This is a genomic window from Gynuella sp. (genome assembly GCF_050297175.1).
Lineage (GTDB): Bacteria > Pseudomonadota > Gammaproteobacteria > Pseudomonadales > Natronospirillaceae > Gynuella.
This window is the reverse complement of sequence record NZ_JBNKSF010000035.1, coordinates 484,028-509,695: the sequence shown is the minus strand read 5'-3', so window position 1 is coordinate 509,695 and position 25,668 is coordinate 484,028. Positions and strand designations below refer to the sequence as shown.

General features: G+C 50.0%; 24 protein-coding genes. 13 read left to right on the top strand and 11 right to left on the bottom strand.

The genetic code is table 11. From position 1 onward, the window contains the following. Nucleotides 1-53 precede the first annotated feature (53 nt). The 4 genes from ACQY6I_RS15365 to ACQY6I_RS15350 all read left to right on the top strand — a co-directional run bounded on the left by ACQY6I_RS15365 (nt 54) and on the right by ACQY6I_RS15350 (nt 4,474). Nucleotides 54-1,559 carry a sugar ABC transporter ATP-binding protein gene (locus tag ACQY6I_RS15365; RefSeq protein ID WP_428242376.1) on the top strand — a complete coding sequence of 502 codons (1,506 nt, stop codon included), beginning with the start codon at nt 54-56 and terminating at the stop codon, nt 1,557-1,559. Nucleotides 1,560-1,579: 20 nt separating this feature from the next. Further along, a complete protein-coding gene (locus tag ACQY6I_RS15360) occupies nt 1,580-2,593 on the top strand; it encodes an ABC transporter permease (protein WP_428242375.1) in 1,014 nt (337 codons plus the stop codon). Then, complete coding sequence (gene yjfF / locus ACQY6I_RS15355; RefSeq protein ID WP_428242374.1) at nt 2,586-3,566, top strand: galactofuranose ABC transporter, permease protein YjfF; 981 nt, start codon at nt 2,586-2,588, stop codon at nt 3,564-3,566. Before ACQY6I_RS15360 ends, yjfF begins: the two co-directional genes overlap by 8 nt. A gap of 647 nt (nt 3,567-4,213) precedes the next feature. Beyond that, nucleotides 4,214-4,474, top strand: a complete 261-nt coding sequence (locus ACQY6I_RS15350) for a hypothetical protein (protein ID WP_428242373.1) — start codon at nt 4,214-4,216, stop codon at nt 4,472-4,474. Between the two features lie 128 nt (nt 4,475-4,602). Here ACQY6I_RS15350 and ACQY6I_RS15345 read toward each other — a convergent pair whose 3' ends face one another. Then, the gene (locus tag ACQY6I_RS15345; protein WP_428242372.1) at nt 4,603-5,685 is read right to left on the bottom strand and encodes an ABC transporter substrate-binding protein; all 1,083 of its coding nucleotides are present in this window, start codon (nt 5,683-5,685) and stop codon (nt 4,603-4,605) included. Nucleotides 5,686-5,884: 199 nt separating this feature from the next. Between ACQY6I_RS15345 and ACQY6I_RS15340 the strand changes: the two genes are divergently transcribed. The 9 genes from ACQY6I_RS15340 to ACQY6I_RS15300 all read left to right on the top strand — a co-directional run bounded on the left by ACQY6I_RS15340 (nt 5,885) and on the right by ACQY6I_RS15300 (nt 14,263). Further along, entirely contained in the window at nt 5,885-6,178 is a 294-nt protein-coding gene (locus tag ACQY6I_RS15340; protein ID WP_428242371.1) for a hypothetical protein, read from the top strand. A 12-nt stretch (nt 6,179-6,190) separates the two neighbouring features. Continuing rightward, the gene (locus ACQY6I_RS15335; RefSeq protein WP_428242370.1) at nt 6,191-7,246 is read left to right on the top strand and encodes a FecCD family ABC transporter permease; all 1,056 of its coding nucleotides are present in this window, start codon (nt 6,191-6,193) and stop codon (nt 7,244-7,246) included. A gap of 2 nt (nt 7,247-7,248) precedes the next feature. Beyond that, on the top strand, nt 7,249-8,064 hold the full coding sequence (locus ACQY6I_RS15330; protein WP_428242369.1) for an ABC transporter ATP-binding protein: 816 nt from the start codon (nt 7,249-7,251) through the stop codon (nt 8,062-8,064). 330 nt (nt 8,065-8,394) lie between these two features. Next, nucleotides 8,395-9,579 (top strand): MFS transporter, encoded by a 1,185-nt coding sequence (locus ACQY6I_RS15325; protein ID WP_428242368.1) that lies wholly within the window; start codon nt 8,395-8,397, stop codon nt 9,577-9,579. An 865-nt stretch (nt 9,580-10,444) separates the two neighbouring features. Next, complete coding sequence (locus tag ACQY6I_RS15320; protein ID WP_428242367.1) at nt 10,445-10,984, top strand: hypothetical protein; 540 nt, start codon at nt 10,445-10,447, stop codon at nt 10,982-10,984. A gap of 237 nt (nt 10,985-11,221) precedes the next feature. Beyond that, nucleotides 11,222-11,611 (top strand): hypothetical protein, encoded by a 390-nt coding sequence (locus tag ACQY6I_RS15315; RefSeq protein WP_428242366.1) that lies wholly within the window; start codon nt 11,222-11,224, stop codon nt 11,609-11,611. Nucleotides 11,612-12,020: 409 nt separating this feature from the next. Next, nucleotides 12,021-12,494 carry a hypothetical protein gene (locus ACQY6I_RS15310; protein WP_428242365.1) on the top strand — a complete coding sequence of 158 codons (474 nt, stop codon included), beginning with the start codon at nt 12,021-12,023 and terminating at the stop codon, nt 12,492-12,494. A gap of 53 nt (nt 12,495-12,547) precedes the next feature. After that, the gene (hemG, locus tag ACQY6I_RS15305) at nt 12,548-13,072 is read left to right on the top strand and encodes a menaquinone-dependent protoporphyrinogen IX dehydrogenase (protein ID WP_428242364.1); all 525 of its coding nucleotides are present in this window, start codon (nt 12,548-12,550) and stop codon (nt 13,070-13,072) included. A gap of 78 nt (nt 13,073-13,150) precedes the next feature. Beyond that, nucleotides 13,151-14,263 (top strand): winged helix-turn-helix transcriptional regulator, encoded by a 1,113-nt coding sequence (locus ACQY6I_RS15300; RefSeq protein ID WP_428242363.1) that lies wholly within the window; start codon nt 13,151-13,153, stop codon nt 14,261-14,263. A gap of 15 nt (nt 14,264-14,278) precedes the next feature. Here ACQY6I_RS15300 and ACQY6I_RS15295 read toward each other — a convergent pair whose 3' ends face one another. From ACQY6I_RS15295 to ACQY6I_RS15250, 10 genes are all read right to left on the bottom strand, one after another. After that, nucleotides 14,279-15,475, bottom strand: a complete 1,197-nt coding sequence (locus tag ACQY6I_RS15295) for an ROK family transcriptional regulator (RefSeq protein ID WP_428242362.1) — start codon at nt 15,473-15,475, stop codon at nt 14,279-14,281. Nucleotides 15,476-15,522: 47 nt separating this feature from the next. Next, entirely contained in the window at nt 15,523-18,546 is a 3,024-nt protein-coding gene (locus tag ACQY6I_RS15290) for an alpha-mannosidase (RefSeq protein WP_428242361.1), read from the bottom strand. Nucleotides 18,547-18,565: 19 nt separating this feature from the next. Next, nucleotides 18,566-19,411 carry a carbohydrate ABC transporter permease gene (locus tag ACQY6I_RS15285; RefSeq protein ID WP_428242360.1) on the bottom strand — a complete coding sequence of 282 codons (846 nt, stop codon included), beginning with the start codon at nt 19,409-19,411 and terminating at the stop codon, nt 18,566-18,568. Continuing rightward, nucleotides 19,408-20,337: a carbohydrate ABC transporter permease gene (locus ACQY6I_RS15280; protein ID WP_428242359.1), complete on the bottom strand. Its 930-nt coding sequence runs from the start codon at nt 20,335-20,337 to the stop codon at nt 19,408-19,410. Before ACQY6I_RS15280 ends, ACQY6I_RS15285 begins: the two co-directional genes overlap by 4 nt. A gap of 73 nt (nt 20,338-20,410) precedes the next feature. Next, complete coding sequence (locus ACQY6I_RS15275) at nt 20,411-21,709, bottom strand: extracellular solute-binding protein (protein WP_428242358.1); 1,299 nt, start codon at nt 21,707-21,709, stop codon at nt 20,411-20,413. 306 nt (nt 21,710-22,015) lie between these two features. Beyond that, nucleotides 22,016-22,615 (bottom strand): DUF3299 domain-containing protein, encoded by a 600-nt coding sequence (locus ACQY6I_RS15270; RefSeq protein ID WP_428242357.1) that lies wholly within the window; start codon nt 22,613-22,615, stop codon nt 22,016-22,018. Between the two features lie 18 nt (nt 22,616-22,633). Further along, nucleotides 22,634-23,893 (bottom strand): ABC transporter permease, encoded by a 1,260-nt coding sequence (locus ACQY6I_RS15265; protein ID WP_428242356.1) that lies wholly within the window; start codon nt 23,891-23,893, stop codon nt 22,634-22,636. After that, nucleotides 23,890-24,591: an ABC transporter ATP-binding protein gene (locus tag ACQY6I_RS15260; RefSeq protein ID WP_428242355.1), complete on the bottom strand. Its 702-nt coding sequence runs from the start codon at nt 24,589-24,591 to the stop codon at nt 23,890-23,892. Before ACQY6I_RS15260 ends, ACQY6I_RS15265 begins: the two co-directional genes overlap by 4 nt. A 44-nt stretch (nt 24,592-24,635) precedes the next feature. Continuing rightward, nucleotides 24,636-25,211: a DUF2796 domain-containing protein gene (locus ACQY6I_RS15255; RefSeq protein ID WP_428242354.1), complete on the bottom strand. Its 576-nt coding sequence runs from the start codon at nt 25,209-25,211 to the stop codon at nt 24,636-24,638. Nucleotides 25,212-25,291: 80 nt separating this feature from the next. Next, nucleotides 25,292-25,636 (bottom strand): hypothetical protein, encoded by a 345-nt coding sequence (locus ACQY6I_RS15250; protein WP_428242353.1) that lies wholly within the window; start codon nt 25,634-25,636, stop codon nt 25,292-25,294. Nucleotides 25,637-25,668: the final 32 nt, after the last annotated feature.

The window sequence follows — 25,668 nt, the reverse complement described above, 5'->3', positions numbered from 1 at the left end:
CGGTTTTGCCGTCACCCCTGTCACTCCAATCGTTTTTGGCGGAGATCCAGATAATGACTCAAAATCTCGATCAGCAACTGTTGCAGATTGAAGACATTTCCAAAGGATTTGCCGGCGTACAGGCTTTGAATAATGTTTCATTGAGTGTATCTGCTGGGGAAGTCCACGCACTGTTGGGTGAAAACGGTGCGGGTAAATCAACCTTGATCAAAGTATTAACCGGTGTTTATCGACGCGATAAAGGTCGGATTCTGTTAAACCAAAAAGAAATTATGGCCCGCGATGCCGGTCATGCGCAGCAATTGGGCATCAGTACGGTTTATCAGGAAGTTAACCTGATACCTACTTTGACAGTAACTGAAAATCTGACCCTGCTGCATCAAAACAAAAAATTCGGTCTGATCAGTTGGGGCAATGCCGAACAGACTGCCCGCAAAATGCTGGAACGGGTTGGGCTCGATATTGATCCATCCCGACAGCTGGATTTCTACTCCGTAGCCGTGCAGCAATTGATTGCTATCGCCCGTGCTATTGGTACCGAGGCCAAGTTGCTGATTCTCGATGAGCCAACAGCGAGTCTTGATTCACGCGAAATCGAACGTCTGTTCGATCTGATGCGTCAGCTGAAAAGCCAGGGTATGGGTATCATTTTTGTCACGCACTTCCTGGATCAGGTCTATGAAATTACAGACCGCATCAGCGTGTTACGCAATGGTGAACATGTTGGTACCTATGTCACCTCTGAACTGCCCAGAGAGCAGCTTATCAGTGCCATGATCGGTAAAACATTCAGTGCCGAAAGCAGTCGTCGGCCCTCCCAGGCTACAAATGGTGATGCTCAGTCTCTGCTGGAAGTTTCCGGACTGGGGAAACAACGCCACCTAAGCCCAGTATCGTTGTCGATTGCCAGAGGTGAGATTGTCGGGCTGGCGGGCTTGTTGGGATCCGGTCGTACCGAATTGTGTGATCTTGTGTTTGGTGCCCGTCATGCTGATCAGGGCGGTATTCAGATTCGTGGCGCGCAGTGTGATATCAGCAGTCCGCGGCAGGCCATTCGTAATAAGATCGGCTATTGTCCCGAAGATCGTAAACACGATGGTATCGTGGCCGAACTCAGTGTTCGGGAAAATATGATTCTGGCTTTGCAGGCAAATCGGGGCTGGTGGTCCGCTATTCCCATGGCGGAACAAAAACAGCTGGTCGAAGACATGATTTCCCGGCTGGCGATCAAAACGCCGGACATGGATAAGCCCATCGGTGAATTGAGTGGTGGCAACCAGCAAAAAGTGATTTTGGCTCGCTGGCTGATTACTCATCCCGAAATATTGATTCTGGACGAACCGACTCGCGGTATTGATGTTGGTGCGCACCATGAAATCATCGAAATCATGAAGGAGCTTTGTGATCAGGGTATGGGTTTGATGGTCGCTTCTTCAGAGTTAGAAGAACTGGTGGCATTTGCCAATCGCGTTGTGGTTTTGCGTGATCGTAAAAAGGTTGCTGAGTTGGCCGGTGAAGAGATCAGTCAGAAGGCAATTGTTAATGCCATTGCCCAATAAATAACGGACAAGCAGTCATCATGAACAAGCAGTTTTGGTTAAAACATCAAAAGGCCATCGGACCTGTGGTGTCGTTGTTGGTCATCATTCTGGGAACAGCGCTGCTGACTCCCGGATTCTTAAAACTCCAAATGATAGACGGCCATCTCTATGGCAGTCTGCTCGACGTACTTCATCGTGGAGCTCCTACTGCACTCGTTGCACTTGGCATGGCAGTGGTGATCGGTACCAAGGGAATCGATCTCTCCGTTGGGGCAGTCATTGCCATATGTGGTGCCGTGGCGGCGGTACTGACCGTCAATACTGATTGGCCGGTCATCGTGGTATTGCTGGCAGCCATGGGCGCAGGTGTGGCCTGTGGTTTATGGAATGGTTTTCTGGTTGCAGTACTGGGTGTACAGCCGATCGTTGCCACGCTGATACTGATGGTAGCCGGGCGAGGCATTGCACAGATGATCACCGGCGGACAAATTGTCACGTTCCATTCAGATACTCTCAATGCCATTGGTAACGGATTCTTTCTGGCCGTACCGATACGGGTTTGGATCGTCGTTGCCATCGTCGCCTTCACCATGCTGCTGATGCGTAAGACCGCACTGGGAATGTTTATTGAAGCCATCGGTGCCAATGCCCGGTCCAGCCGGTTGGTCGGCATCGAAGCCCGGACATTAATGGTCATCGCTTACATGTTCTCCGGACTGTGTGCTTCCATTGCAGGTATTATTCTGGCTGCAGATATTCGCGGCGCCGATGCCAACAATGCCGGACTGTGGTTGGAACTAGATGCTATTCTGGCAGTGGTTATCGCAGGTGGTTCCTTAAGTGGCGGGCGTATTTATCTGGGATTGACCATGATTGGGGTGCTTATTATTCAAACCCTTACCACCGCCATCCTCACCAGTGGTCTACCGGCTCAATATAATCTGATTGTTAAAGCGACCATCGTACTGTTGGTGTTACTGATTCAGTCGCCACGAACCCGACAAACGATTTCTGCTTATCTGGCCAGAAAAGGAGCGCGCAAAGATGTTTAATGAACGTTCATTACCCATGCTGGCAACTCTGGCGGTGTTTTTCGTACTGTATGGTTACGGATTCGTGGAATATAAGGGTTTCCGTGATTCACTGGTTCTGACGAACCTGCTGACCGATAACGCGTTTCTGATCGTTACTGCGGTCGGTATGACCTTCGTGATTTTGTCCGGTGGGATCGACCTCTCCGTTGGCTCCATGATTGCATTTATTGGTGTGCTCATGGCTTCGCTGATTACTGGTTTTGGTATGCATCCAATTCTGGCTATGGTCATTTCGCTTGTGGTAGGGACCGCTTTTGGCGCGATCATGGGATACATCATCGCCCATTTTGAGATACAGCCGTTTATTGTCACATTGGCAGGTATGTTCCTGTTTCGTGGTCTGGCCTATCTGATCAACCTGGATGCGGTGCCGATCAACCATCCGTTTATCTCTGAACTGGCTGATATTTATATATCCGTTCCAGGGCGCGGTGGTTTGACTTTTATTGCCATTGTCATGTTGTTGGCTGTGGCAATAGGTATCATTGTTGCGCGCAGAACCCGCTTTGGCATGAACGTTTATGCGTTGGGAGGTGATGAACAGTCAGCAGAACTTTTGGGTGTTCCGGTCAAATCCACGCAGATCAGGATCTACGCATTGAGCGGCTTTTTCAGTTCACTCTCTGGAGTGGTCTTTGCCATCTACACCGGATCAGCCTATCCCCTGGCAGCCGTCGGTGTGGAACTTGATGCCATTGCCGCGGTAGTGATTGGTGGAACCCTGCTGACTGGTGGAGTCGGTTTTGTTTTCGGCACCTTCCTGGGGGGCCTGATCCAGGGTGTCATCCAAACCCTTATTGCCTTTGATGGAACTCTGAACAGCTGGTGGACCAAAATCGCTGTGGGTGGCCTGCTGTTCCTGTTCATCATCCTGCAAAAAGTCATCGTTCACTGGGTACGCCGTTACTCTGGTAACCGGGAATCGGCATAGCCTGCTGATGTCCTGCAAATGCAAGCGGTATGAGTGTCATGCCGCTTGAAATTCCCTCCTCGTTATCCCGCCCCTTGATTCTGTTATTTGCTTAAGTGCTACCGAACAGGTTTAACCTGTTAGGGCCAGCGAAAACTGTTCACGATATCTGAATAAAATCTTTGATGGATAGCGGTAAGCCTATATGGATTCGTGTCACAACCCTAAGTATTGCATTATCAGTGAGCAAATGACGTGGTTGACGGAGCGGGGCGAACAATTGCAAGCGTTAGCGGAAAAATACTGTCGGGCCAAGATGACAGCTTGGGTTGGGGAGGTCATACCGCGCCACTAAGCATACGACGACAAAGCCATTAGCGAGTGCTAATCGTGTTCCGAAAGCGGCTGGTCAGTCATTGAAAAATAATTAATTTTTCCAGTCTCTACTTGGTAACATTTAAGAGCTTACGGACTTGTATGGTCCAATTTCCCTTGTTAGGCAAATAGACTGGATTTAAATAGCTTTTAATGGACGCTAAACTTTAATACGTACTTAACGTTGCTATATGTAAAACGCAAAACACAAGCATAAATGAAACAAGGATCATGAAATAAAATTGATAAAACTTGGACTTTCTCTGTTAGCCATATCGTCCGCAGCCCAGGCTGTGGATCAAACTTCACAAACGACTGTGACCAAGATTGAATCGAGATACACTGATGTTCACGATATCTACTTTGAAGCGGATATTCCATCTCAAGATTGTGCCTATAACGATAGGGCTCTCATCGATGTCTCAACGGCTGGAGGAAAAGCCATGCTAAGTGTTGCAATCACTGCTTTGACTACCGGCAAGCCTGTGGTTGTAAGGGTTGATGGTTGTTTGGGTTATGCGCCTAAAGCGGTTACGCTTGTTTTGTATAAATAACTATAAACAGAGCTTGATAGGAAGGAATTGTTATTGACGTATGTGGAAGGTACATACTTCAAGCAATCCCTATCGCATCAAGCTGTAAGCATAACCTGGCGCAATGACAGGTTATGCAGATAACCAGCTTAGAGGCCGGTCATAAACGTTCCGCTTGGCGTGACTGGAAGATATTTTTTATAGAAATCCAGATAGGCGGCTTCAGGGTTGAGGTCTTTAAACAGTTCCGGATACATGGCTTTGGCATAAAACTGGAGCATGGCACCATCAAAAATGGTACGACAGGCTCCGTGATACGCGCCAAACATACGATTGTTTTTAACCGCTGACAGAGTGGACCAGCCATTACGTTGTTTGAAACCTGCCAAACGGGCCTTGGCCAGATCTTCGTCGATACCTTGTCCCATAACCATTGAGTCTTCGCTGGAACCGGATTCGTACCCGGTGATCACAATAATATCCGGGTTTGCGGCTATGATTTGCTCAGGGTTGAGTTTGCCCCACCATTCAATATATGGGGCGGATATATTGTCGCCTCCCGCCGCGGTGGAAATGGCACCCCACATATTTTTGCCAAAGGTGTAACCAATTTCATTCACACCGGCAGCCCCGTACTCAGTATAGATTTTAGGTTTGGGTAATTTTGCCTTCTCAAGGCGCTCTTGAATCGATTTGAGGTTTTGAGCGTATTCCTGTGCAATTTGCTGTGCACGTTTTTCCTGACCGGTAATGACACCTATAATTTCTGTGCTTTTAATATGGCGTTCCAGCGTTTGTGCATTGTAATCCACAACGACGATGGTGATGCCTGCATTTTCCAAGCGCTCGATATCACTGCCGAGGCCTTTGTATTGCCAGTCGGCAAGCATGACTAAATCCGGGTTAAGGGAGATAACTTTTTCAACGGAGAACGTTTTGGTATCCACCCGACCGATACCAGGAATGTCATCAAGGGATGGGCGATGCCGAACATACATCTCCCAGTTTGCAGGGCGTGCTTGCCAGATATATTTGGACATGCCGACTACGTGATCGTAGGCGGCTTCTGTACCGATTGCCATGTAATCTTCGGGGTAAAAGCCGACAATGACCCGTTTGGCCGGGGCATCAAATGTTACTTCGCGACCCAGAATATCTGTAATGGTGGTTTCGGCGGCAAGGCTCGCGGAGGCTATTACGATAGCGGAGAGTGCCATCAACTTCTTGAGCATAGGTGTGATCCTTAGCGATGAATTTAGTAAATAAGTCAACAAACTAGCTGTGAAGGCTTGAGCTTGTAATGATATTATATAGAATGCTTCTGAGAATTATTATCATTTATTTTGTTTGGGTCGTGAAAATGAGGTCAATGCCTGGCTGTATCGCAAATCTCTCCTGTGTCATAAAGCAGGTATTTAGGGGTATGTATTGGTGAAGAGCTGTTGGCAAAGCGAAGTATCAGTGGATATACCTGCAGAATGTGAGGCGCCGGGTTATGTCGCAATATTTATGGGCTTGTTGTGGTCAATTAGCCCCGAGCGCAAGCAGGCTATATCGCCTGAGCCGGGCGTCACTTATATTTCCGGTGCCGAATTTGCGATGAAATCCAATGTTGCGGTAACGGGGCATGGAGTGGATAAGCGGTCTGTTTCAAGGCACGCAGAGTCATCTCCCGTTTTACAAGGCATACCAACCGGCCATTCCTATAACCATGTTTCCAGTTAAGATTACGGACTAATGTTAGATTCAACTCTTGTTGCAAAAGCGGTCAGTGCCCAGCGCCACTATGAAAAGCGGCGCTGGTTTGTTTTGAGCATATTGTTATTTGTATTATTACTCTCCTTCATGTTGGATATCGCTACCGGTCCTTCCATGTTGGGCCTGAGTGATGTGGCCGATGCGCTTTTGAAAATGATCGGTCTACCGATTGAAGTGGCTCCAACAACGGAGGTAATCGTCACCAACCTGCGTTTGCCTATCGCGCTCATGGCTGTCATGGTGGGCTGTTCTTTGGGGGTTGGAGGAGCAGAGATGCAAACATTGTTAAACAACCCTATGGCGAGCCCTTACACTCTCGGCATGGCGGCAGCAGCCGGATTTGGTGCGGCACTGATGTTGTATCTGGGGTCTCTGGGACTGGGATCACAGGTTGCTGTACCAGTGGGTGCTTTTGTTTGTTGCATGTTTTCGGCGAGCCTGTTATTCGGTCTCGCCATGATGCGGCATATTACCTCCGGACAACTGATCCTGGCAGGAATTGCTTTACTGTTCTTATTTCAGTCTTTGTTATCCCTGGTGCAATTTATTTCTTCTCCAGAACTCAGCCAGCAGATTCTGTTTTGGTTATTCGGTAGTTTAACTAAAGCGACATGGTCCAATGTGGCGATTACGGCGGCAGTGGTATTGGTTTGTATTGGCATACTGATGAAGGATGCATGGAAATTGACCGCGTTACGTTTAGGCGAAGAGCGAGCTAAAAGTTTGGGAGTTAATGTAGCGCGGTTGCGCCTCAAAACATTGGTGATTGTGGCGGTTATGACTGCAACCGTGACCAGCTTTGTTGGCATTATCGGTTTTATCGGTATTGTGGCACCTAATATTGCGCGCATGTTGGTAGGAGAGGATCAGCGTTACTTCCTGCCATTATCAGCATTGGTAGGAGCTTTTCTGCTATCCAGTGCATCAGTGTTATCAAAAATTATCGTGCCGGGGGCTTTGTTTCCAATTGGTATTGTCACTGCGATTATTGGCGTACCGTTTTTCTTTTGGCTGATCATCGGTAAGAGGCGATAAGTATGTTAGAAGTCCGTAACCTGTGTTTGGCGTTTGATGATCTGGTGCTCGCCGATAATATGAACTTTTGTCTGCAACCAGGGCAGACACATGTCATCATCGGTCCGAATGGAACCGGTAAAAGCTCTTTGCTGAAGACCCTGTTTGGCGATATTCAGCCCCAGCAGGGAGAAGTACTGTTTGGTGGTCAATTATTGACGAAACGAACGCTCAATGATTGGCGCCAGCACTTTGGCTATATGCCTCAGGACATTCGTTTGGATGTCGGTTTGAGTGTGCTTGAAGTCGTATTGTTGGGACAACTCAATGCTCTGTCACTAAGGCTTGGGGACAGTTTGATAGAAGAAGCTCTGCATGCGTTGGACCAGATAGGACTATTGCAACTGGCAGACAGAGATGTTCGCACGTTGAGTGGTGGTCAGTGTCAGATGGTGTTATTTGCTCAGGCACTTATGCGTAAGCCGGAAATCCTGATGCTCGATGAGCCGGTGAGCGCATTGGATTTGCACTTTCAGCAGGTTTTGCTGGATCATCTTGACCAGCAAACCAAACAGAAGCACTGGGTATCGCTGATGATTCTGCATGATCTGAACCTGGCTGCACAATATGCAGATAATTTACTGGTGTTAAAAGGCGGTAAACTGGTGGCGCAAGGGGCTCCGGCTGAGGTTTTGACCCCAGAACTGGTGTATGAAGTCTATGGCGTTAAAGCAGATGTTCAGTCAGACTGCATGGGTGTGCCGTTCATCCGAACACAAAGATCCTATGTGGATGAGTTGACAGTTTATCGTGGCAAGCGAGCCGTTAACGAAAAATAAAGTCTCTCTGAATAATGTTGCCGATACAGGTAGTTATTTAGAGATTCAATAGAGTTGAAAGAACGAGAATATGTGGAATAAGGTTATATCACACACTGCAGCTCTATCAGGTTCTGATAGAATGTTTGCCCAAAGGGGGCCGACATATTGGTTAAGTTTCAGAAATGTCGGGCCTATGGGGAGTCAGCCTTTCGTTGATAGGGAAATTAATAAAAGTTCCGCTGATATTCGTTTAACCTTTCATTTAAATACAATGCGTAATGACGCGAATTTGGCTGGTCTAAAATAACTCCTTTCATGAATATAAATCACTTATTAGCCGATTGGCGAATGTTGTCAGTTGCCGGCCGTGTTTTGGTGCTAAACGGTTTCACGTTCAACCTTGGCTTCTACATGTTGCTGCCGTACCTGGCAGATCACTTGCAGCGCACTCTAGGGTTGAGTCCCTGGCATGTCGGTCTGGTGATTGGTTTGCGTGTATTAAGCCAGCAAGGATTGTTTCTCGTCGGCGGTACGCTCGGTGATTATCTGGGTTACAAACGATTGATTTTATTGGGTTGCCTGGTACGAGTCGCGGGTTTTGCGTTATTGGGAATCGCTATTAACCTGCCGTTACTGTTGTTGGGGGCATTTTTGACGGGCTTTGCCGGGGCATTATTTACGCCGTCCAGCAGCGCCTATCTTGCCCATGAGGCTTCAGATCAGAATGCCCGGGACCGGATATTCGCGATGCAGAACTGGACCCGTGAAGCGGGAATGTTTATGGGGCCACTGTTAGGAATTTCATTGGTCAGTGTGAGTTTTGCATGGGTGGGGGTCGGATCGGCTGCATTGTTTGCCATGTTATTTCTGGTGCAGTGGCGTTTTCTGCCAGAACTGGTTGAACAGCAGAAGCGTTCCGCCACTGGACAGGTTTTTTGGCGACAGTGGGGGAGTATGCTGGAGAATACTTCTTTTATGCGCTTCATTTTATTTGCTTGTGCTTTCCACTTATTTTTTCACCAGTTGTATCTATCGTTACCTCATGAAGTTGAGACAAGAGAACTTGGTTCACAAGTCATTACCTGGGTATTTATGACCTCATCGGTTATGGGCATATTATTGCAATTGCCACTGAACCGCTGGGCAACGAATTCGATTGGCAGTGCCAGAGCGATGGGACTTGGTTTGTTGTTGATGGGGGCGTCATTTCTCTGTTTTTTGATCAGCTTTGATCATTGGCCCGCGGCAAATTTCTTATTATATGGCGCGTTATTCAGTTTGGGTTCCATGTTGATATTACCTTTTTTAGGTTCCTACGTACCTAAGTTTTGTGATAAATCGGAACTGGGTAGTTACTATGGCTTATATTCATGTTTAGGGGGCTTGGCAGCATTTCTGGGAAATGTACTCATTGGCTGGCTGCTGTCACTGGAAGCGCTACCAAGGCAATGGATATGGCTGGGCCTGGCCATAACGGGTGTGCTTGCTGGATATGGCTTATATCGACAAGTACGTTGCTTGCCCAACGGATAAAAGATCGTTGAATAACGTCGACGATCTGGCTAATGCGACGTTATTCAGAGTCTCTGTTCCTCCCTTCCTTTCTCCTTTCACTGTTGTTCCCTCTGTCTTTCTTTATTGACCCAACTGTCTTAACTGTTCAATTTGTCGCAGGGATGACCCGTAGTTTTACGGCATTTTATAGTTAGAGAACTTCTGAAAAATGGCCTGTTTTCGCGCAGGATGTTGTCAGCCCCGGTCTCACATCCTCATTTGCGCCCGTACATTGCGGTGTTGTGAATGGTGCTTCCTCACCTGCATCAAAACTATTCTTATTTTTCAGAGGCTCCTTAGAATCGTCTTTCGACGAGTTGATAAATTGAAAACGGAAAAATATATGATTAACAATTTTTTAGGTTGTTAAATTAATAGCGACAGTTTCCATTAATTTTCTAAATAGTATTTTGAACGGTTAAAAAAGGTGTACTTTTGTATCGTGTGTGACCGATCGAATAAATAAATGCTGGATTTTTATGAGTTTTTTGGAATGAATTCTATAAGCTGGTTTTTTATAAAAAAAAGATCCTTGCGTTGTTCCTTGTCAAAAGTTCAATATTTGTTTATCAGTTAATACGATAATTTTTTCAGATTTCGGTATGTGTCTCTACGCTATTGAGAGATAGGTAATTATATTTCAAATTGATTGTCGAGATTGCCAGAAAATTCTAAGCCAGTTCAATAACAGGAAGTCATGAATCGCTACGAAGGAGCATAGCCATGAAACCCTTTCCACTTTTTCCGTTTTACTTTGTCTTTCTTCTAACCGGTCATGGTCGCGCCTGTTTGGATAATTATTGAATGTCATAACAATAGAAAACCGCGGAATAAGGAGGATATTATGAAAAACGGGATGTTATTAGTAGTGGTTTCTTTGATCGTACTGACCGGTCAATGGTCGGGGATGCGGTGGATCGAAAGCCGTATGAAGTCAGATAACCAATATTCCCTGCAACGTCAGAATGCCATATACGACCAGCTGCTTGAAATTCAACAGATACTGAAGCGTGCCAACCAACAGGGTTATGTTTATCAGGATTATTCCGGAACGCTGGATAGCGACTCCTTGCAGGACACGATTGCCACTATTATTCGACAGGAGTTAGCTGCCGTGGATTGGGGGGAAACTGGTCCTCGAAAAATAGCTAAACAAACGGTCAATGACGTTGATCCGCAATTGTCGGAACAGGCCTATCAGGAGTCCGCCGATATTATTGCCATGGCGGTTGCAGATGGCCGCTGGCAGGCCAGAGACACGGAAACCATGGCGCCATTGATGGGCTACCTGACCGAACAACAGCGGGTGGAGTTGCTGGAGCAGTTTCATCAGGCTTTCAATCGAGGTGAGATTGAGTTGGTGGATGGTGTCCCACCTTTGTGATGATTTTCCAAAAAAATTCGAATTGTACGGCTGTCAGGTGGTCACGGCAGACGTATAAGGATGGCAGGGAAGCCATAAATGTCCGGTCATAGATGATGTTTTTCCGGGCAATGTTCCAATGCAACTGTGTTGGGAATGCTGGTATCACGACGAAGGATCGCCAAGATATCATCATGTGAACAATAAACGAAGCGGATCAGGAAGTACCAGCTTATGTAATTTTTAAGGAGAGATACAATGAACGTAAAAACACTACTCACCGCATTTTCATTAAGTCTTATTGCGGGTCTTGCCACTGCCAGTGGTTATCATGTAACCGGATATGTCAACGCAAGCAGCACATCTTTGTACGGTTCGATGAGCAACCGCTACAACACCGCCGCTTCAACGTCGACAACCTATATCGGTGCATATGGAACTGCGGGTAGTACCGTGACATTTTTTGGTCGTGATGGCGCCGGAGATACGTTCTCCTGTTATGTGACCACCACCAGCGCTCTGTATGATGCGGCGATTGATATAAAAAACAATCTGACCAATGGTGGTTATCTGTCGGTCACTAAAACCTCTACATCGACCGCGTGCACCAGTGTATATCTATTGAACGCCTCTTATTTCCTCGATTGAAACCAACCTGGAGCCGGCTGCATGAGTAGCCGGTTTTTTCATTCTTATTGTGGTTGATAATGTGACTGCTGACACTATTTTTGTCCTGACGCAAGACATCCTCGATTGTTCTGTTTAATCTACCCGCCGGCTAGTGTAGTGTCTTGAATAAAACCTATATTAAAAAAGCATCTTAAGATGTTCACCGCGAGGCGCAGCTCGCAGGCAATGGCCACTCCCTTGTCAAGAGCTGGAACGAAGTAGTGGGTGTCTTGAGGGCTTCTCGAAGAGTGGGACGCCGTTTGCTGAACTTAACGTAGAGTTGCGAAGTGAATTCGGCGGCCCATTTAAATATGCGTTTTATTTGAGACATTACACTAGATGCCATTGAATCATTATCGTCGTTCAAACCGAGCTGAATGGAGTAAATATGAACAAACTGAATGTCATGCTGCTGGCAGCCTTGTCTGTCAGTTGTGCAACGCAAAACACCAAAATGGACAGTGATGAGCAGTATCGGAGTTTGATTGTTGGTACCTGGAGCTGTCCGATGAGTTCTGTCGAGGATGGTGTGAAGATGGATATGGACATGAAGGTGACTTATCAGTCTGACGGTACTTCTCAGGCAAGCGGTACTTTCCAGGTTAACTCGGCAATGGAATCTAACGCTGAGTTTCAGTTTACGGGTACTGGCAGCTGGCGAATTGAGCAGCAGTCTGTCTTTGATGTCACCACCTCGATGCATTTTACCAGCAACACTCACCCGGAGATGGCCGAACAGCTCAACAGCGCCAATGCTATACCTCTGAACGAAGAGGAAAAGTCTGAGATTGTCGAACTGAACAAACGGCATTTTCGCTTCCGTAGTGAAGATGAAGCGTATGATTGTGTCCGTCTACAGTAATTGATTCCCATTCCGGTCGTCGTTGATGTTGCCGGACGCTTGTGTGAACTGAAATGGCCAGCATCCTGATTCTCTATTCAACCACTGATGGACATACCGCAAAGATATGTCGGCACCTGCAGCAGGTGATCGGGTCATGCGGGCATTCTGTTACCCTTAAGGCATTGGCTGAACAAGGTGACGATCGATTGATTGATTTTGATCGCGTCGTCATTGCCGCCAGTATCCGTTATGGTCATCATGCTAAAGAAGTTTATCGTTTTATTCGTGTTCACAGGGATTATCTGAATAAGACCGACAGCGCATTCTGTTCGGTCAATCTGGTGGCACGCAAGCCCAACAAACGTCTGCCTGAACAAAACCCCTATGTGCGCAAGTTCCTGCAGCAGATTTCCTGGCAACCTCATCAGGTGGCAATATTTGCCGGTAAACTGAATTATCCGTTGTACCGTTTCTGGGACCGGCAGATGATCCGTCTCATCATGTGGATGACCGGTGGGCCGACAGCACCGGATACCGTGATCGAATATACCGACTGGGATGCAGTGACTGAGTTTGGCCGGCAGCTGGCCCAGTGATCAGTATGGTTTCAGCTTTGGTCGTCAGGGTTTTTCACGTAAAATAACCGGCTCCCATAAAATAATAATGCCCTCAATATGAACAGACTGTTTGGTCGTCGCCGACAGGAAAAAAAAACCGCCCAGGCAGAAGGCCCCGGATACAGCCACCTGGATATTGCCAATCGCAATATGCGCGTTGTGCTGGAGGCATTACGTCGGGATGGCCCATACTCGCGTCAGGAATTATCGGTTTTGACCGGTCTGACCCAGACAGCCCTCACTACAATTCTGCGCAAGCTGCAATCAGCGGGTTACGTTGATGAGCGGCGACGGCAGAAGAATGAAGGCGAGCGTTATACGCAGAGTGAATTTCTACTCAATCCCGATGGTGCTCTGACCATTGGGGTCAGAGTCCGGTCCCATCACAGTGAACTGGTACTGCTGGATTTATGTGGTCATATCCGCCGCCACCAGTATTGTATGGAACTACCGGCGTTGATCGGCGGACTTCAGGAGTTTCGGCTATTGGCTGAGAATCAGGGTAAGTGCGTCGGACTAGGCGTCGTATTTGATGCTGACGTGGATGTCGACTTTGATCTGATCAAGGATGCTGTCGGGGACTTACCGTGTTATCAGCGTCGCGATATTGGTGCTGCGGTGATGGCCGAACATCTTTTAGGGCATCACAATACCGGTGATGGTGCGGTGTTGGTGGTGATCGACGAGACAGTTCGTGCCGGTTTGCTGGTCGGAGGACAGCCCTTTGAGGGATTTCATGGATTGGCTGGGCGGATCGGCTTGATGCGAACTGGCAGAGACCGGGCGCAGCTCAATGATATTCTGTCGATCCAGACATTGCAGCCGCTGTTGCCACCCCTAGCCTGGGATCTGTTGAGTGCATCGGCGAGCACTCCATTTGATTGGACACCCGAGTTGGAAGAGTGGGCCCGTAACGCAGCTGTGCATCTGTTGGATGCCACCATTGCCATTGCCGGGTTTCTGGCACCTGGGGTGATTCTGATTGGTGGTGATTTGCCAACTCAAATGATCGAGCGATTGATACAGGAAATGCGGGCTGAGCAGCAGGACCGAAAAATGTCCACCTGGATGCCGGATGTTCGTGCGGCCAGTTTTGTTCATGCCGGTATCGCAGCCGGCGCCGCTGTGTTGCCGTTTCAGGAGCGGCTGTTGCCTTATGCCGGTTATTGAACCGGCAACTCATGTTTAACTGCTGGTCAGCGGTACCCGGGTCAGCTGAATTGACTGGGCCGAGCTCAGATTAAAAGCGTGTGCCAGCGGCATGGTTGCCGCACCAAGGGCAGCGGCATCTTCAGACGATACCGCCCGGTGCAGAGAGGGCAGTTCGGTGCCATAGTCAGACAACGCTTCATGCAGATAAACCACCAGTTCATCCATAAGTTTTACCGGGAAACGACCGCCGATGACGATGGCTGCCGGGTCTACAATCAAACCGATATGTAAAATGGCTTCGGCGACCTTGAGGCTGATCTGTCGTAGCCATCGGCTGATCAGTTGATTGCCCTGGTTGCCCAGTTTCAAAAGGTCCGCCGGCTTGCTGGCCTGTATGCCATGCTGGGCCAGATGGTCGTATAAAAGAAACAGTGAAAACTGTTCACCCAGGGGGCGGATCTGCCCGGCTGCCGGTCCCTCATCGGTGAGAATTGGCAGCCAGCCGACCTCTCCGTTCAAACCGGTAGTACCTTGGTGTTGACGGCCATTGAGAATCAGGCCGCCGCCAAGACAGGCATTAGCGAGAATATAAAAGAAGCTGGAAATCTCGGTGCCCAGACCGTACTCCAGTTCTCCCATGGCGGCGCAGTTGGCATCGTTGTCGATAAACACCGGGTGGCTGGTCAGGGTTTCGAGGGTTTTACGAACCTCAAAATCATTCCACTGGCAGTAGCTCGTTGGTCGGCCAATGACCGGGATTTCTCCGAGCCAGTCGGGAATGGCCAGTCCAATTCCTGCGAGTCTTGCTTCGTCGACGATCCGGCGGCGGCTGAACGAGGAGATGGCATCTTCCATCAGAACGGAGAATTCGTCGGGTAGTATGAAGCGTTTTTCGTGGTGAATTCTGCCACGGACGGTGCCGGTGGCATCCATCGCAATCACCGTCAGATGATCACGATCGATGTTGGCACCAATGGCATATACCCCTTCAGGATCAATTTCCAGTTCGATGGCCGGTTGCCCGCGCTGTCCTTGCCGGCGTCGGGCCTCCATAACCAGTCCTTCATCCAGCAGACGGTCAACAATGCGGGTGATCGCCTGCTTGGTAAGACCCGCCTGCTGCGCCAGTTCCGTCCGGGAAATCGGTGCATTGCGATAAATGGCCTGTAACACCACGGCTCTGTTGTGTTCCGCCGCCTGTTCAGCGTTTGATCCGGTCAGATCTGACAACCCATATTCCTCGCAAGCAATCAATTTTCCTCAGGATAACAACACTGCTAATCCCTGCAAAGGCGGAAGTTCTTGATTTCAAAAGGTTTAATGCTATTCGCAGAGACGTTCATCGGCTCCTCCAGAACGGTGACCGGCCCGGCATTTTTCCAACCCTTGGTCAGTCCCATTTCCAGGCTACCGCGACCACCCGCCGGCTCGTAAACCCGGAGAATCAAACCCTGACCATCTTCGGCCGGTTTGAAACCGGACAGTGAGACCGGGCCGGACAATTTGATCGGTTGGTACAGACCGGTTGCCGCAGGTTGTGATTCGCTGATCAATAATGGTCGGTTCAATGCTTCGGCCTCTTCTCTGACACCACCGCGATACCACTCATCACTATGTGGATACAGGGCGTAGGTGAATTGCTGCTCACCTTCGTCAGCCAGTGGGTCCGGATAGATGGGGGAGCGCAGCAGGCTCAGAGCCAGTACGTTGTTACGAATGCTGTGGCCGTATTTGCCGTCATTCAGCAGCGCGACACCAAAACCAGGCTCCGACAGATCGGCAAAGCGGTGGGCAGCCGCTTCAAACATGGCTGCATCCCAGGAGGTATTCTCATGTGTTGGGCGTTTGACCACACCGTAGGCGCATTCACAAGTGGCTTCGCGGGCTTTGACAGCCACCGGTGTCAGGGTCTTCAGCAGAATCCGCCGGTCGTGCCAGTCCAGTTCGGTGTGGATGTCCAGTCGCTTACCATTGGCAGTCAGTGAATAGGTCTGGCAGATGTGGGAATCGCGGAACTGGCGGACCAGCCGGATGGCGACTCTGTGACTACCGGATTCCACCACTTGCAGGCTTTGAAGGTCGATAATTTCCTCACCCCGGGCGGCGAAATCCTCTTCTACATCCCAGGCATCCCAGTTGCGCGGTTTGTCAGCAGTATAGGCCCATAGTTGATTGCCCCGGTCAGCTAAAGTCTCGCGACCGCTGGCTTTGTGCAGAATGCTGGCCAGGGTGCCATCGGCGTTGAGCAACACCCGGATATGGCGATTTTCAAGATGGGTTTCGCTGACGCTCAAAGCTCCGGCCGGTTGTAACTGTTGCGGGTCGACCACTGCAACGCTCAAAGGCGGCAACAAGGTATCGGTGGACAGTACCGAACCATCGTCCAGCTTGGTTTCGAGCGGACGGCAGTCCAGCGATGGATTGACCACAACTAAATGCTCGCCATGGGTGGCGGGCAGTTGTCCAACCAATGCCTGCATAGCCCCTTGTTGATATTCGCCCGCCTGATGGATGACCTCTGTCAGTTCCTCGACGGCCTGAATATTTACTTCGCGGATAGACGATCCTGGCAGGATATCGTGGAATTCATTTTTGAGCACATAGCGCCATTGATCCCGCAGTGAATCGGGAGCATCGGCACCTAACATGTGTGCCAGGGAGCCGGCAATTTCAGCGCTGATGAGTGCCTGTTCGGCGTCCCGGTGAGCTTTCTTGACCCGGCCTTGAGTGGTCAGCGTGGCACGGTGCAATTCCAGATAGATTTCGCCCGCCCAAACCGGCAGAGCCTTCCGCTCGGCGGACTGGTTGGCACTGGCAAAAAAATCCTTAACCGTTGCCCAACGTGCTTTTGGTAAGGCGGGAAACACTTTTAGCTGTTCTTCCCGGGTAATCATTTCCGGTACCGGACCGCCGCCGCCATCGCCATAGCCAACTGTTAACAGGGTTTGTGGATGCTTGTCCTTACCACGGAAATTCTTCCAGGTTTCGCGGTGTCCATGAGGGTGTACAAAGCCGTTGTAACCCTGCATCGGATTATCAAAGGTGTGCATCAGTACCCGGCTGCCATCGAGCCCTTCCCACCAGAACAGATCGGCGGGAAAACGATTGGTTTCTGACCAGTTCACCTTAATGGTGAAGAAATTCTTCATCCCACCCTGTTGCAACAGCTGTGGCAGGGCACCGGTAAAGCCGAAACAGTCCGGCATCCAGCACGTATCGTGGCGAATACCAAACTGCTGCTCGAAGAACTGTTGTCCGTACAGCACCTGGCGGGCCAGACTTTCACCCGTAGGCATGTTGGTATCCGGTTCCACCCATAGCCCGCCGAGGGTTTCCCATTGTCCGGTTTTGACCCGCTCAGTGATTTTTTCCAGCAAGGTGGGATCCATCTGGGAAATCTGCCAGTAATAATGGGCTGTGGACTGATTAAAGCGAAACTCCGCTGACTGCTCCATCAACGACAGCGCTGTATGGAAGGTGCGGCGTAGCTTGCGTCGGGTTTCGTCATAGGGCCAGAGCCAGCAGAGGTCGATGTGAGCATGACCGGACAGGGCGATTTCCCCTTCCGGTGGAAAGCGCTTCTGCAATTCGGCCAACTCTCCCAACAATTGTTGATAAATCTCAAGGACATTTTGCCGTTGAGACTCTGATAACTCATTAGTTTCACCACGGGTCGCTGGCAGTTGCCAGATTTTCTGCTGTAACGGAGCTTGTGCGGTACGACTGATGTAGTGCTCGGTAGCGGACGGCCAGTCAAGCTGATAGAAGGCTTTTTCCGCCAAGTCCAGCAGGTGTGGCACCACCTCGTGATCTTTCAGGGTTTCGGCAGCCTCGGCAATCTGTTGCATCAACAAATGCAGCTGTTCCACTGCGGTATCGACCCATACCAGTTCGGCCCATTCAATTCGAGGCGCTCTGACCGGCTCACCAAACGGCAGGCGGGCGGTACATTCGGCGGTAAAACTGAACCGATGGGATTTTAGTGGAAAGGAGCGATGATAGGGGTCGATGCCGTAACCCGTTGCCGCGCCCTGATCGTCACTGAGCATGACCAGGCCTTCGCCGCCCAGGTTCATGCGCAGTCGGCAGTCGGCCAGTGACCAGTCTGCCGGAACGGTTCCTGTTCCGGTAAAACTGAACACGCCGTCAGTACCGGGCCAGGGGGTGCCTACGTTGGCGGATTCGCCTTCCAGGGTCAGGCTCGTCAGCGGCTGTTTTTGCCTTTCGGTCCAGTAGACCAGTTCTTCCAGGCGAACCTGATGACGTTCAAGTCGTTGTTGTAAAGTTAAGCTATGAACCATTTGAAATTTTCCTATTCAGTCAGCCTTTGACCGCACCCGCGGTCATGGCACCTAAAATAAAGCGTTGCAGGGTCAGGAATGCGATGATGGCTGGTACGACTGAGATCAGACAGGCCGCAGCCAGCAGCTGCATTGATGAATCGTTTTGTGAGCCGGCGTAGTTGAAAATGCCGACCGCTATCGGCGTCAGACTTTCTTTGGTGATCAACAGAAAGGGCACCAGAAACTGTGACCAGCCAGTGATCACGGTGATAATGAACGCGGAAGCGATACCCGGTGCCGCAAGTGGCAAAATGATGCGCCAGAAAGCGGTAAAGCGATTACAGCCATCGATCAGTGCAGCTTCGTCCAGACTGACCGGAATACCATCGATAAAACCTTTGAGCAGCCAAGTCACCAGCGGTACACCAAGAGCGATATAGACCATGATCGCGCCCCAATGACTGTCAATTAAGTTCAGACTGCTCATGTAGCGGTACAGCGGCACCATGATGACCAGTGGCGAAATCATCTGTACGGCCAGCAATAACATCATCCACAGCCCCTTACCACGCATCTTAAATCGTGAAAATGCGTAGGCAGCCGGTGCGGCAACAATCAGGCAGCCCAACGCCCCTAGAGTGGACAGCTTGAGGCCGTTCCAGAGATAGGTGGGGAACTGATTCGATGACAGCACGGCAATGAAGTTATCGATAGTCGGGTGCTTGGGAATAAACCGGGCGGCACCGAGATATATTTCCTTGCGACCTCTCAGGGCCAACGACAGCAACCACAACAATGGGCCGCCAAAAAACACCAGCGAGCCGATAATGAACAGATAGCTGAAGGCGTCACCGATGCGAGCCTGAACACGTCCACTCATCATGATTGATCCTCCTTCGGAATAAAGCCTGCGTAGACTACTGCCAATACCATTGAGATCAGCAGCATGACGATTGACAACACACTGCCACCGGCCAGATCGTAATTTCGGAAGACGACATTGAAGGTGTACAGCGATAGTACTTCAGTAGCGCGACCTGGGCCGCCACCCGTCAGGGAGATAACCGCGTCGAAGGTATTCAGAGTCTGAATGGTGATCAGAATCATATTGACCAGAATGGCGGTGCGCAGTTGTGGCAGGGTGATATAAAAGAACCGTTGCGCCGGACTGGCACCATCCACTTCGGCTGCTTCGTACAGTACGGGATCGATGGATTTCATCGCTGCGTACATCACTACCATGGAAAAGGCCGTTCCGCGCCAGACGTTCGAAACAATCACTGACCACATCGCGATATGAGGATCAGAAAGCCATTGCACTGGTCCTACCCCGATCATTCTCAACATGCTGTTGAAGCCACCAAACGGGGCTTCGCTGAACAACATTTTCCAGATGATGCCGCCGGCGATTCCGGGTACTACCCAGGCGACCAGAGCAGTCGTGCGTAGCAGCGTTGTGCCGCGCAGGCGTCTTTTCTCACCCCGTACGATGACGCTGGCCATGGCCAGGCCGAACGCCTGCTGCCCGATCACGCTGGCGGCGGTGAACCAAAAGGTGACGCCGAGCACTGGCAGGATATCCGGGCGGGTCAGTGTCTGAACAATACTCTCAAGGGTGTAGTGGTCGCTGTCACTGAGCAACGTGGCATCGGTAAATGCGAAGCGAAATACGTCAAATACCGGGTACAAATAAAATAAAGCCAGAACGACGATTACTGGCAACACCCATGGCAGGGTTTTGGGCCGGGCATGGGGACGGGCGCTGCGTGCTGTCATCTGCGTCCTGCTGGAAAGTGCATGGCTGGACATATGATTTTCCTTATAACGATAAAAAAAGCCCCCGCCAGCCGGCCGATGGCCGACCGGTGGGGACTAAGGAGCACTACAGTCGTTCGTAAGCGTTCATGGTAGCCTTGAATGCGGCATCCAGAGCCTGTTCAGGGGTTTTGGTGCCGGTGAGAACGTCACCCATCATGATTTGAATCTGGTTGGATATCTCCGGATAGATCGGCGCGCCAGGGCGTGCTCTGCCATATTGCAGAGCCTTGGCAAAGGCTTTGTTGGCCGGGGTTTTAAAGACATCATATTTGTCGTACAGGTCTGCGCGGGTGGGCAACTGCTGCTGCAGTGCGTTGGCCGGGCCCATGTAAATATCTCTGATCAGATTGGCGCACATTTTGACTTTGGCCGGGTCATCCGAGAACGACGCTATAGTCCAGCCGCCGGTGCCGGTTGAGCGCTGATCTGCTGTTGGTCCAGGCAGCATGGAGAAGGTCCAGTTGGCAAAATCTTCTGGTTCGAGTGTGCTTTTCAGTTGCGCCAGTTGCCAGTTACCGCCGACAAACAGAGCCGTGGTGCCCGCAGCGGCGGCAGCGTTGAAATCATCATAGTTGCCGATGTTGGCAACCCGTTTGGGGGCGGCACCAGAGTTAACCAGGTCGCGATAATAGTTGACGGCTTTGATGAATTTGGCGCGATTTTCACCCACTCCAAAAACGGGTTTGCCGCTGGCGTCCACCAGGTCGCCACCTTGAGCCCAGAAGTTGTTTAACCAGTCAAAGGTAGTGCCTTCATAGCGGCCACCGTTGAACAGAATACCTTCCATCCCTTTTTTCTTACTAGCCAGAGCTGCGGCTTTCAGCTGCTCCCAGGTTTCCGGTGCCTCAGGCACGATTTTTTTGTTGCGATACAGGACCCGCAGGTCGGTGCTCCACCACCAGGCGTAGATATTGCCGTCTTTGCCGGTAACTCCACTTCTGACGAACGGGAATAATTGATCGATTTCTGTCTGAGAGAAATAAGGTGACAGAGATTTGAGTACCCCGGCTTCTTTGAACAGAGGCAGTACGAAAGAATCCACCGCAGCGCAGTCCGGGGCGCGGCCAGCTTTGGCTTGTTCCAGCATGCGAGCCTGTTCCTGACCGATATCGCCGGACATCATTTGCAGTTCAATCTGCCAGTCGGGATGTTTGCGGATGAAGTCGCCATACAGTTTTTTATAGCCGGCGGCATAAGCAGGGTCGTTGCTGCCAGGCCCGTCACCTGTCATTCGGAAAACCATTTTGTTGGCGGCATCTGGCAGTCCAACCCGGTCTTTACTCACCAGATCTGCAGCCTGCAGATAGCTTGCAGAGCAGAGCACGGTTGTCGCGGTCAAAAGTGTGGCTAACCTCTTTATCATTGTTATTTTCCTCGCGGGTGTTGGTGAAACTCATATCCATCAGCAGCGTTGATTTATTGTTGTTTAAACGAGCCGAGGTGATGGTTAATAGGTTAAATCACTTTGATTCGATGTCAATATGAAAATTGGAAAGTTCGATGTGTTTACAGAGTGAGCCGTTCGTCTGAGAGTGGTTGTGTTTACCTGGAGGCGGCGCAGGACGGAGCTTCTCAGGTAATGTGAGAGCTGGTGCAGGGGAAAAATACGATGAGTTAAGAGGGGAGTGTCCGAGGCTGGCCCACTTGTAAAAGCAGGCCAGCATTGGTGTTACAGGTATGGCTCAATTTTCTGGGCGTAAACCGTATAACCGGCAGTCCCAAGGTCAGAATCCTGAGTCTGCACCTGTACCATGCCCGATACCCAGACCGGATCAAAGGTGTTGCCCAGCTTGAATGCTTCCTGGGTGTCCACAAAGACAATCTGATTGGATGGCGGCGGTGGGGTATGGATACACGCTCCGTAATAGGGGACCAGCAGAAAGGTACGGATTTTATCCTCAGTCATGTCCAGTGGTACCACGAAACCGGGAATCTTAATCATATCGCCGTCGAGTTCGCTCACCACGGGGGCATTTTTAGAGGCATCCTGCAGTTCCTGATACAGTTTTTGGGCATCACTGCTTTCGTCCGACAATTTGTTGATATCGTATTTCTGCAGGATCTTGTTTTCCAGTGCGGACAGATCGAAATCAGCTGGAATCAGATCGTCCCAGCTAATTTCCCTAAAGCCTTTGCGACTGGGTTTTATCACTTGTTGTGGGCTGGGCTCATAGTTACTTTCCTCGTCGCTGAGCCCACCGGTGTTTTCACCGGCAGCCCAGGCTGGAAATACCAACAGCATGGTAAAAATCAAAAGCAGAGTTTTCATCTGCAAAACCTCCAGTCGTTAAGTTCGGGTTGTTAGGCCGTCGGTCAGCGATTGCCGGTAAGCCCGGTATCCTGGAATGAGTCCCAGCAACACCGACGCGGCTGCAAAGACTGCCAATGCGATCAACATGTTATTGGCTGGTATGCCGACTGTCAGCCCGATACCGTAACTGTTTTGTACATAGATACTGGCGAGAGCGATAAGCAGCCAGTGCAGTAACAGGCCAAAAATGAGACCAACTATACCGTAAAAGCCAGATTCCACCATCAGCAACCATAAAATGGTCCGCCGTCTGGCACCCAGTGCACGGAAAATAGCTATCTCGCGACGGCGCTCATTCAGACTGGAAAGAATAACCGTTAACATACCCATTAAGCCAGTAATGACAACCATGATTGAAACTGCGATCAGTGCGTTTTCGGCAATACCGATCAGCTGCCAGAGTTCTTGTAAGGCCGCGCCTGGAATTACGGCCATTAGAGGCTCTGCCCGATAATCGTTAATGGCGCGTTGATAGGCGAAAGTTTTTAGACGCGATTTCATGCCCACCAGAAATGCGGTGATGGTGTCCGGTGTCAGATCCAGAGTTCTGGCTTTTTCTGCGCTGATATGGAGCCCGGGTATTTTTGCTCCGGCCTGCCAGTCAACGTGAATTGCCGTCATGCCTTCAAGAGGAATATGCAGTGTGCGATCCACCGGAGTTCCGGTTGGTGCCAGAATACCACTGACAGTAAATGGTTTGTCTTTGTGCTGACTGAATGAAGCGCTGCCAGTACCGTGAGAAATGATTACCTCATCGCCGATGTGATAATTGAGTTTGCGGGCAACCTCGGCACCGAGCACCACTTGATAGATATCGTTAAACCACTTTCCCTGGGCAATTTTCAACGGTTGTTTGTTGCCATACTGATAATGTTTTAGATATTGGTCATTGGTGCCCATTACCCGAAAGCCTTTGTGAGAGTCTCCCAGAGAAATGGGAATGGTCCAGGCAATATCTTTTTGATGTGCCAGCTCCTGGTAACTTTGCCAGCTGATATTGTTAGTGGCATTACCGATTCGGAAAACCGAATATAATAAAAGGTTCAGACTGCCGGTTCGTGCTCCGACCAGCAGGTCTGTGCCGGACAACGTGTTAGAAAAGCTTGCTCTTGTATCGGTACGGATACGATCAACTGTCAATACCATGCACACACTCAACGCCATCATGAATAATGTGAGTATGGCTGTGGACTTTCGGTTCCGGAGACTTTGCCAGGCCAGTGCCATCCAGTTCATATAACCTCCTCCTGTGAGTCGCCGGGCAGTTCATGGATATGTTCCAGGAACTGCGACAGATGTCGGTCGTGGCTGACAAAAATCAGCGAGCTGCGGATATTGCGACATTGAGAGGTCAGCACATCCATGAAGTTGTCCACGTTGTCCTGATCCAGCGCTGAGGTGGGTTCGTCGGCAATGATAATCTCTGGTTCGCCGATCAGAGCGCGTGCTGCTGCAACCCGTTGCTGCTGGCCTACACTAAGGTTGGAAATTTTCTGTTCAAACAGACGGGAAGGAATATTGAGCAGGCTCAACCATGTCCGGGCGCTCTCTTCAACCGTGTTGTGTTGTTGTTGCGCCCGGGCACGGCGATGCGCAGAGATACGACAGGGCAACAGGACATTGTCGAGTACACTGAGGTACGGCAGCAGATTAAACTGCTGGAAAATGTAACCGATGTGATCGGAACGAAACTGGTCCCGGTGTTTGTCATTCCAGGACGAGAACGGTTGCTCTAGTAACTGGATGTTTCCGCTGGGGAGTCTCAGTACACCGCTCATTAGGTTCAGTAATGTGCTTTTACCGCTGCCGCTGGGGCCGCGAATAAATAACGACTCCCCACGGTTAAGGGTGAGCGTTGGAATACTCAGAATGGTTTTGCCCGGTTGCCATCCAAATTCCAACTGATCGATTTTCAAGGCAGTTTGTACGGTCATGATCGTCAGTCCAGGGGCCGTGAACGGCCCCGGTTGCGTGAGTGTCAGAATTTAAATGTATGCTTTTTGGGTGACAGTTCGACTGCGCCCTGACCTGAATCGGTCAGGTATTCGACATCCAGGTCTTTAAGGTTATCGAACGCATCAAACAGTGTCAGTGTGAGGGTTTTGGCTTCCAGAGGTTGGGCACAGCTGAAGTGCCAGGCAACGTTTAAATCGCTGTGGCCGCCGTGTTCATGCTCATCTTCGTCAGCTTCGTCACCGTGTTCATGCTCATGTTCGTCGGCTTCATCACCGTGTTCATGTTGCTCAGTTTCGACACTGGCTTCCTGCAAGGAGCATTGTGCGTCTTTAGGGAACAGGAACAATTCTTCACCTTGTTTCAACAACGCGTTGGCGTTGTCCACCAGTTCTTTCTCTTGTGCATTGTCCGGTTTATGTTCAAATCCATAGATATTGAACGCTGGGGTGTCCAGAGAGATTTGAAAGTCTTTTCCATCCTGAGCCAGCATGAGTTTGGCGGCACCGTGTTCATGTGCGCCATGTTGGCGGTGTTCATCTGCGGCCAATGCACAAACACTGCTGCCAAGAGCAGCGGTCAGTATCAATATTTTTTTCATGGGAATCACCTGTCTGTAAAATAACAAAAAATACAGAGCCGGTAAGGCATCTGCTGTTTGAAGAATGTTGAGATAATTGTTCAGGCAATGAGGACAGGAGGTGCGCGAATAGTACTCTGGAGGGAGGCGGTAATAGCATTTTTCGGAATGGCTGAAAAGGGCAGTACAGATTGCTTCAAGGTCACACTGTTTATGCCAGGTGGCACGAACAATAGTGCCCCTCCTTGAGTCAGCTGGCACAGATCGCACTTGTCTGCAGTGTTGGCTTTATCATGAAAGTCCAGTAAATGGCTGAACGCATGCATAGGTAGAGCAATGCTGTAGGGCATCACAATTCCCAGCACCAGGATCAACAACAGATATCTGGAATAACGCTTCATAACTACATTCATGACCATAGGGCAATCGATGTTACTTTGTAACATTTGCAATGGCCAGACCTCTTTCTAAATCATTA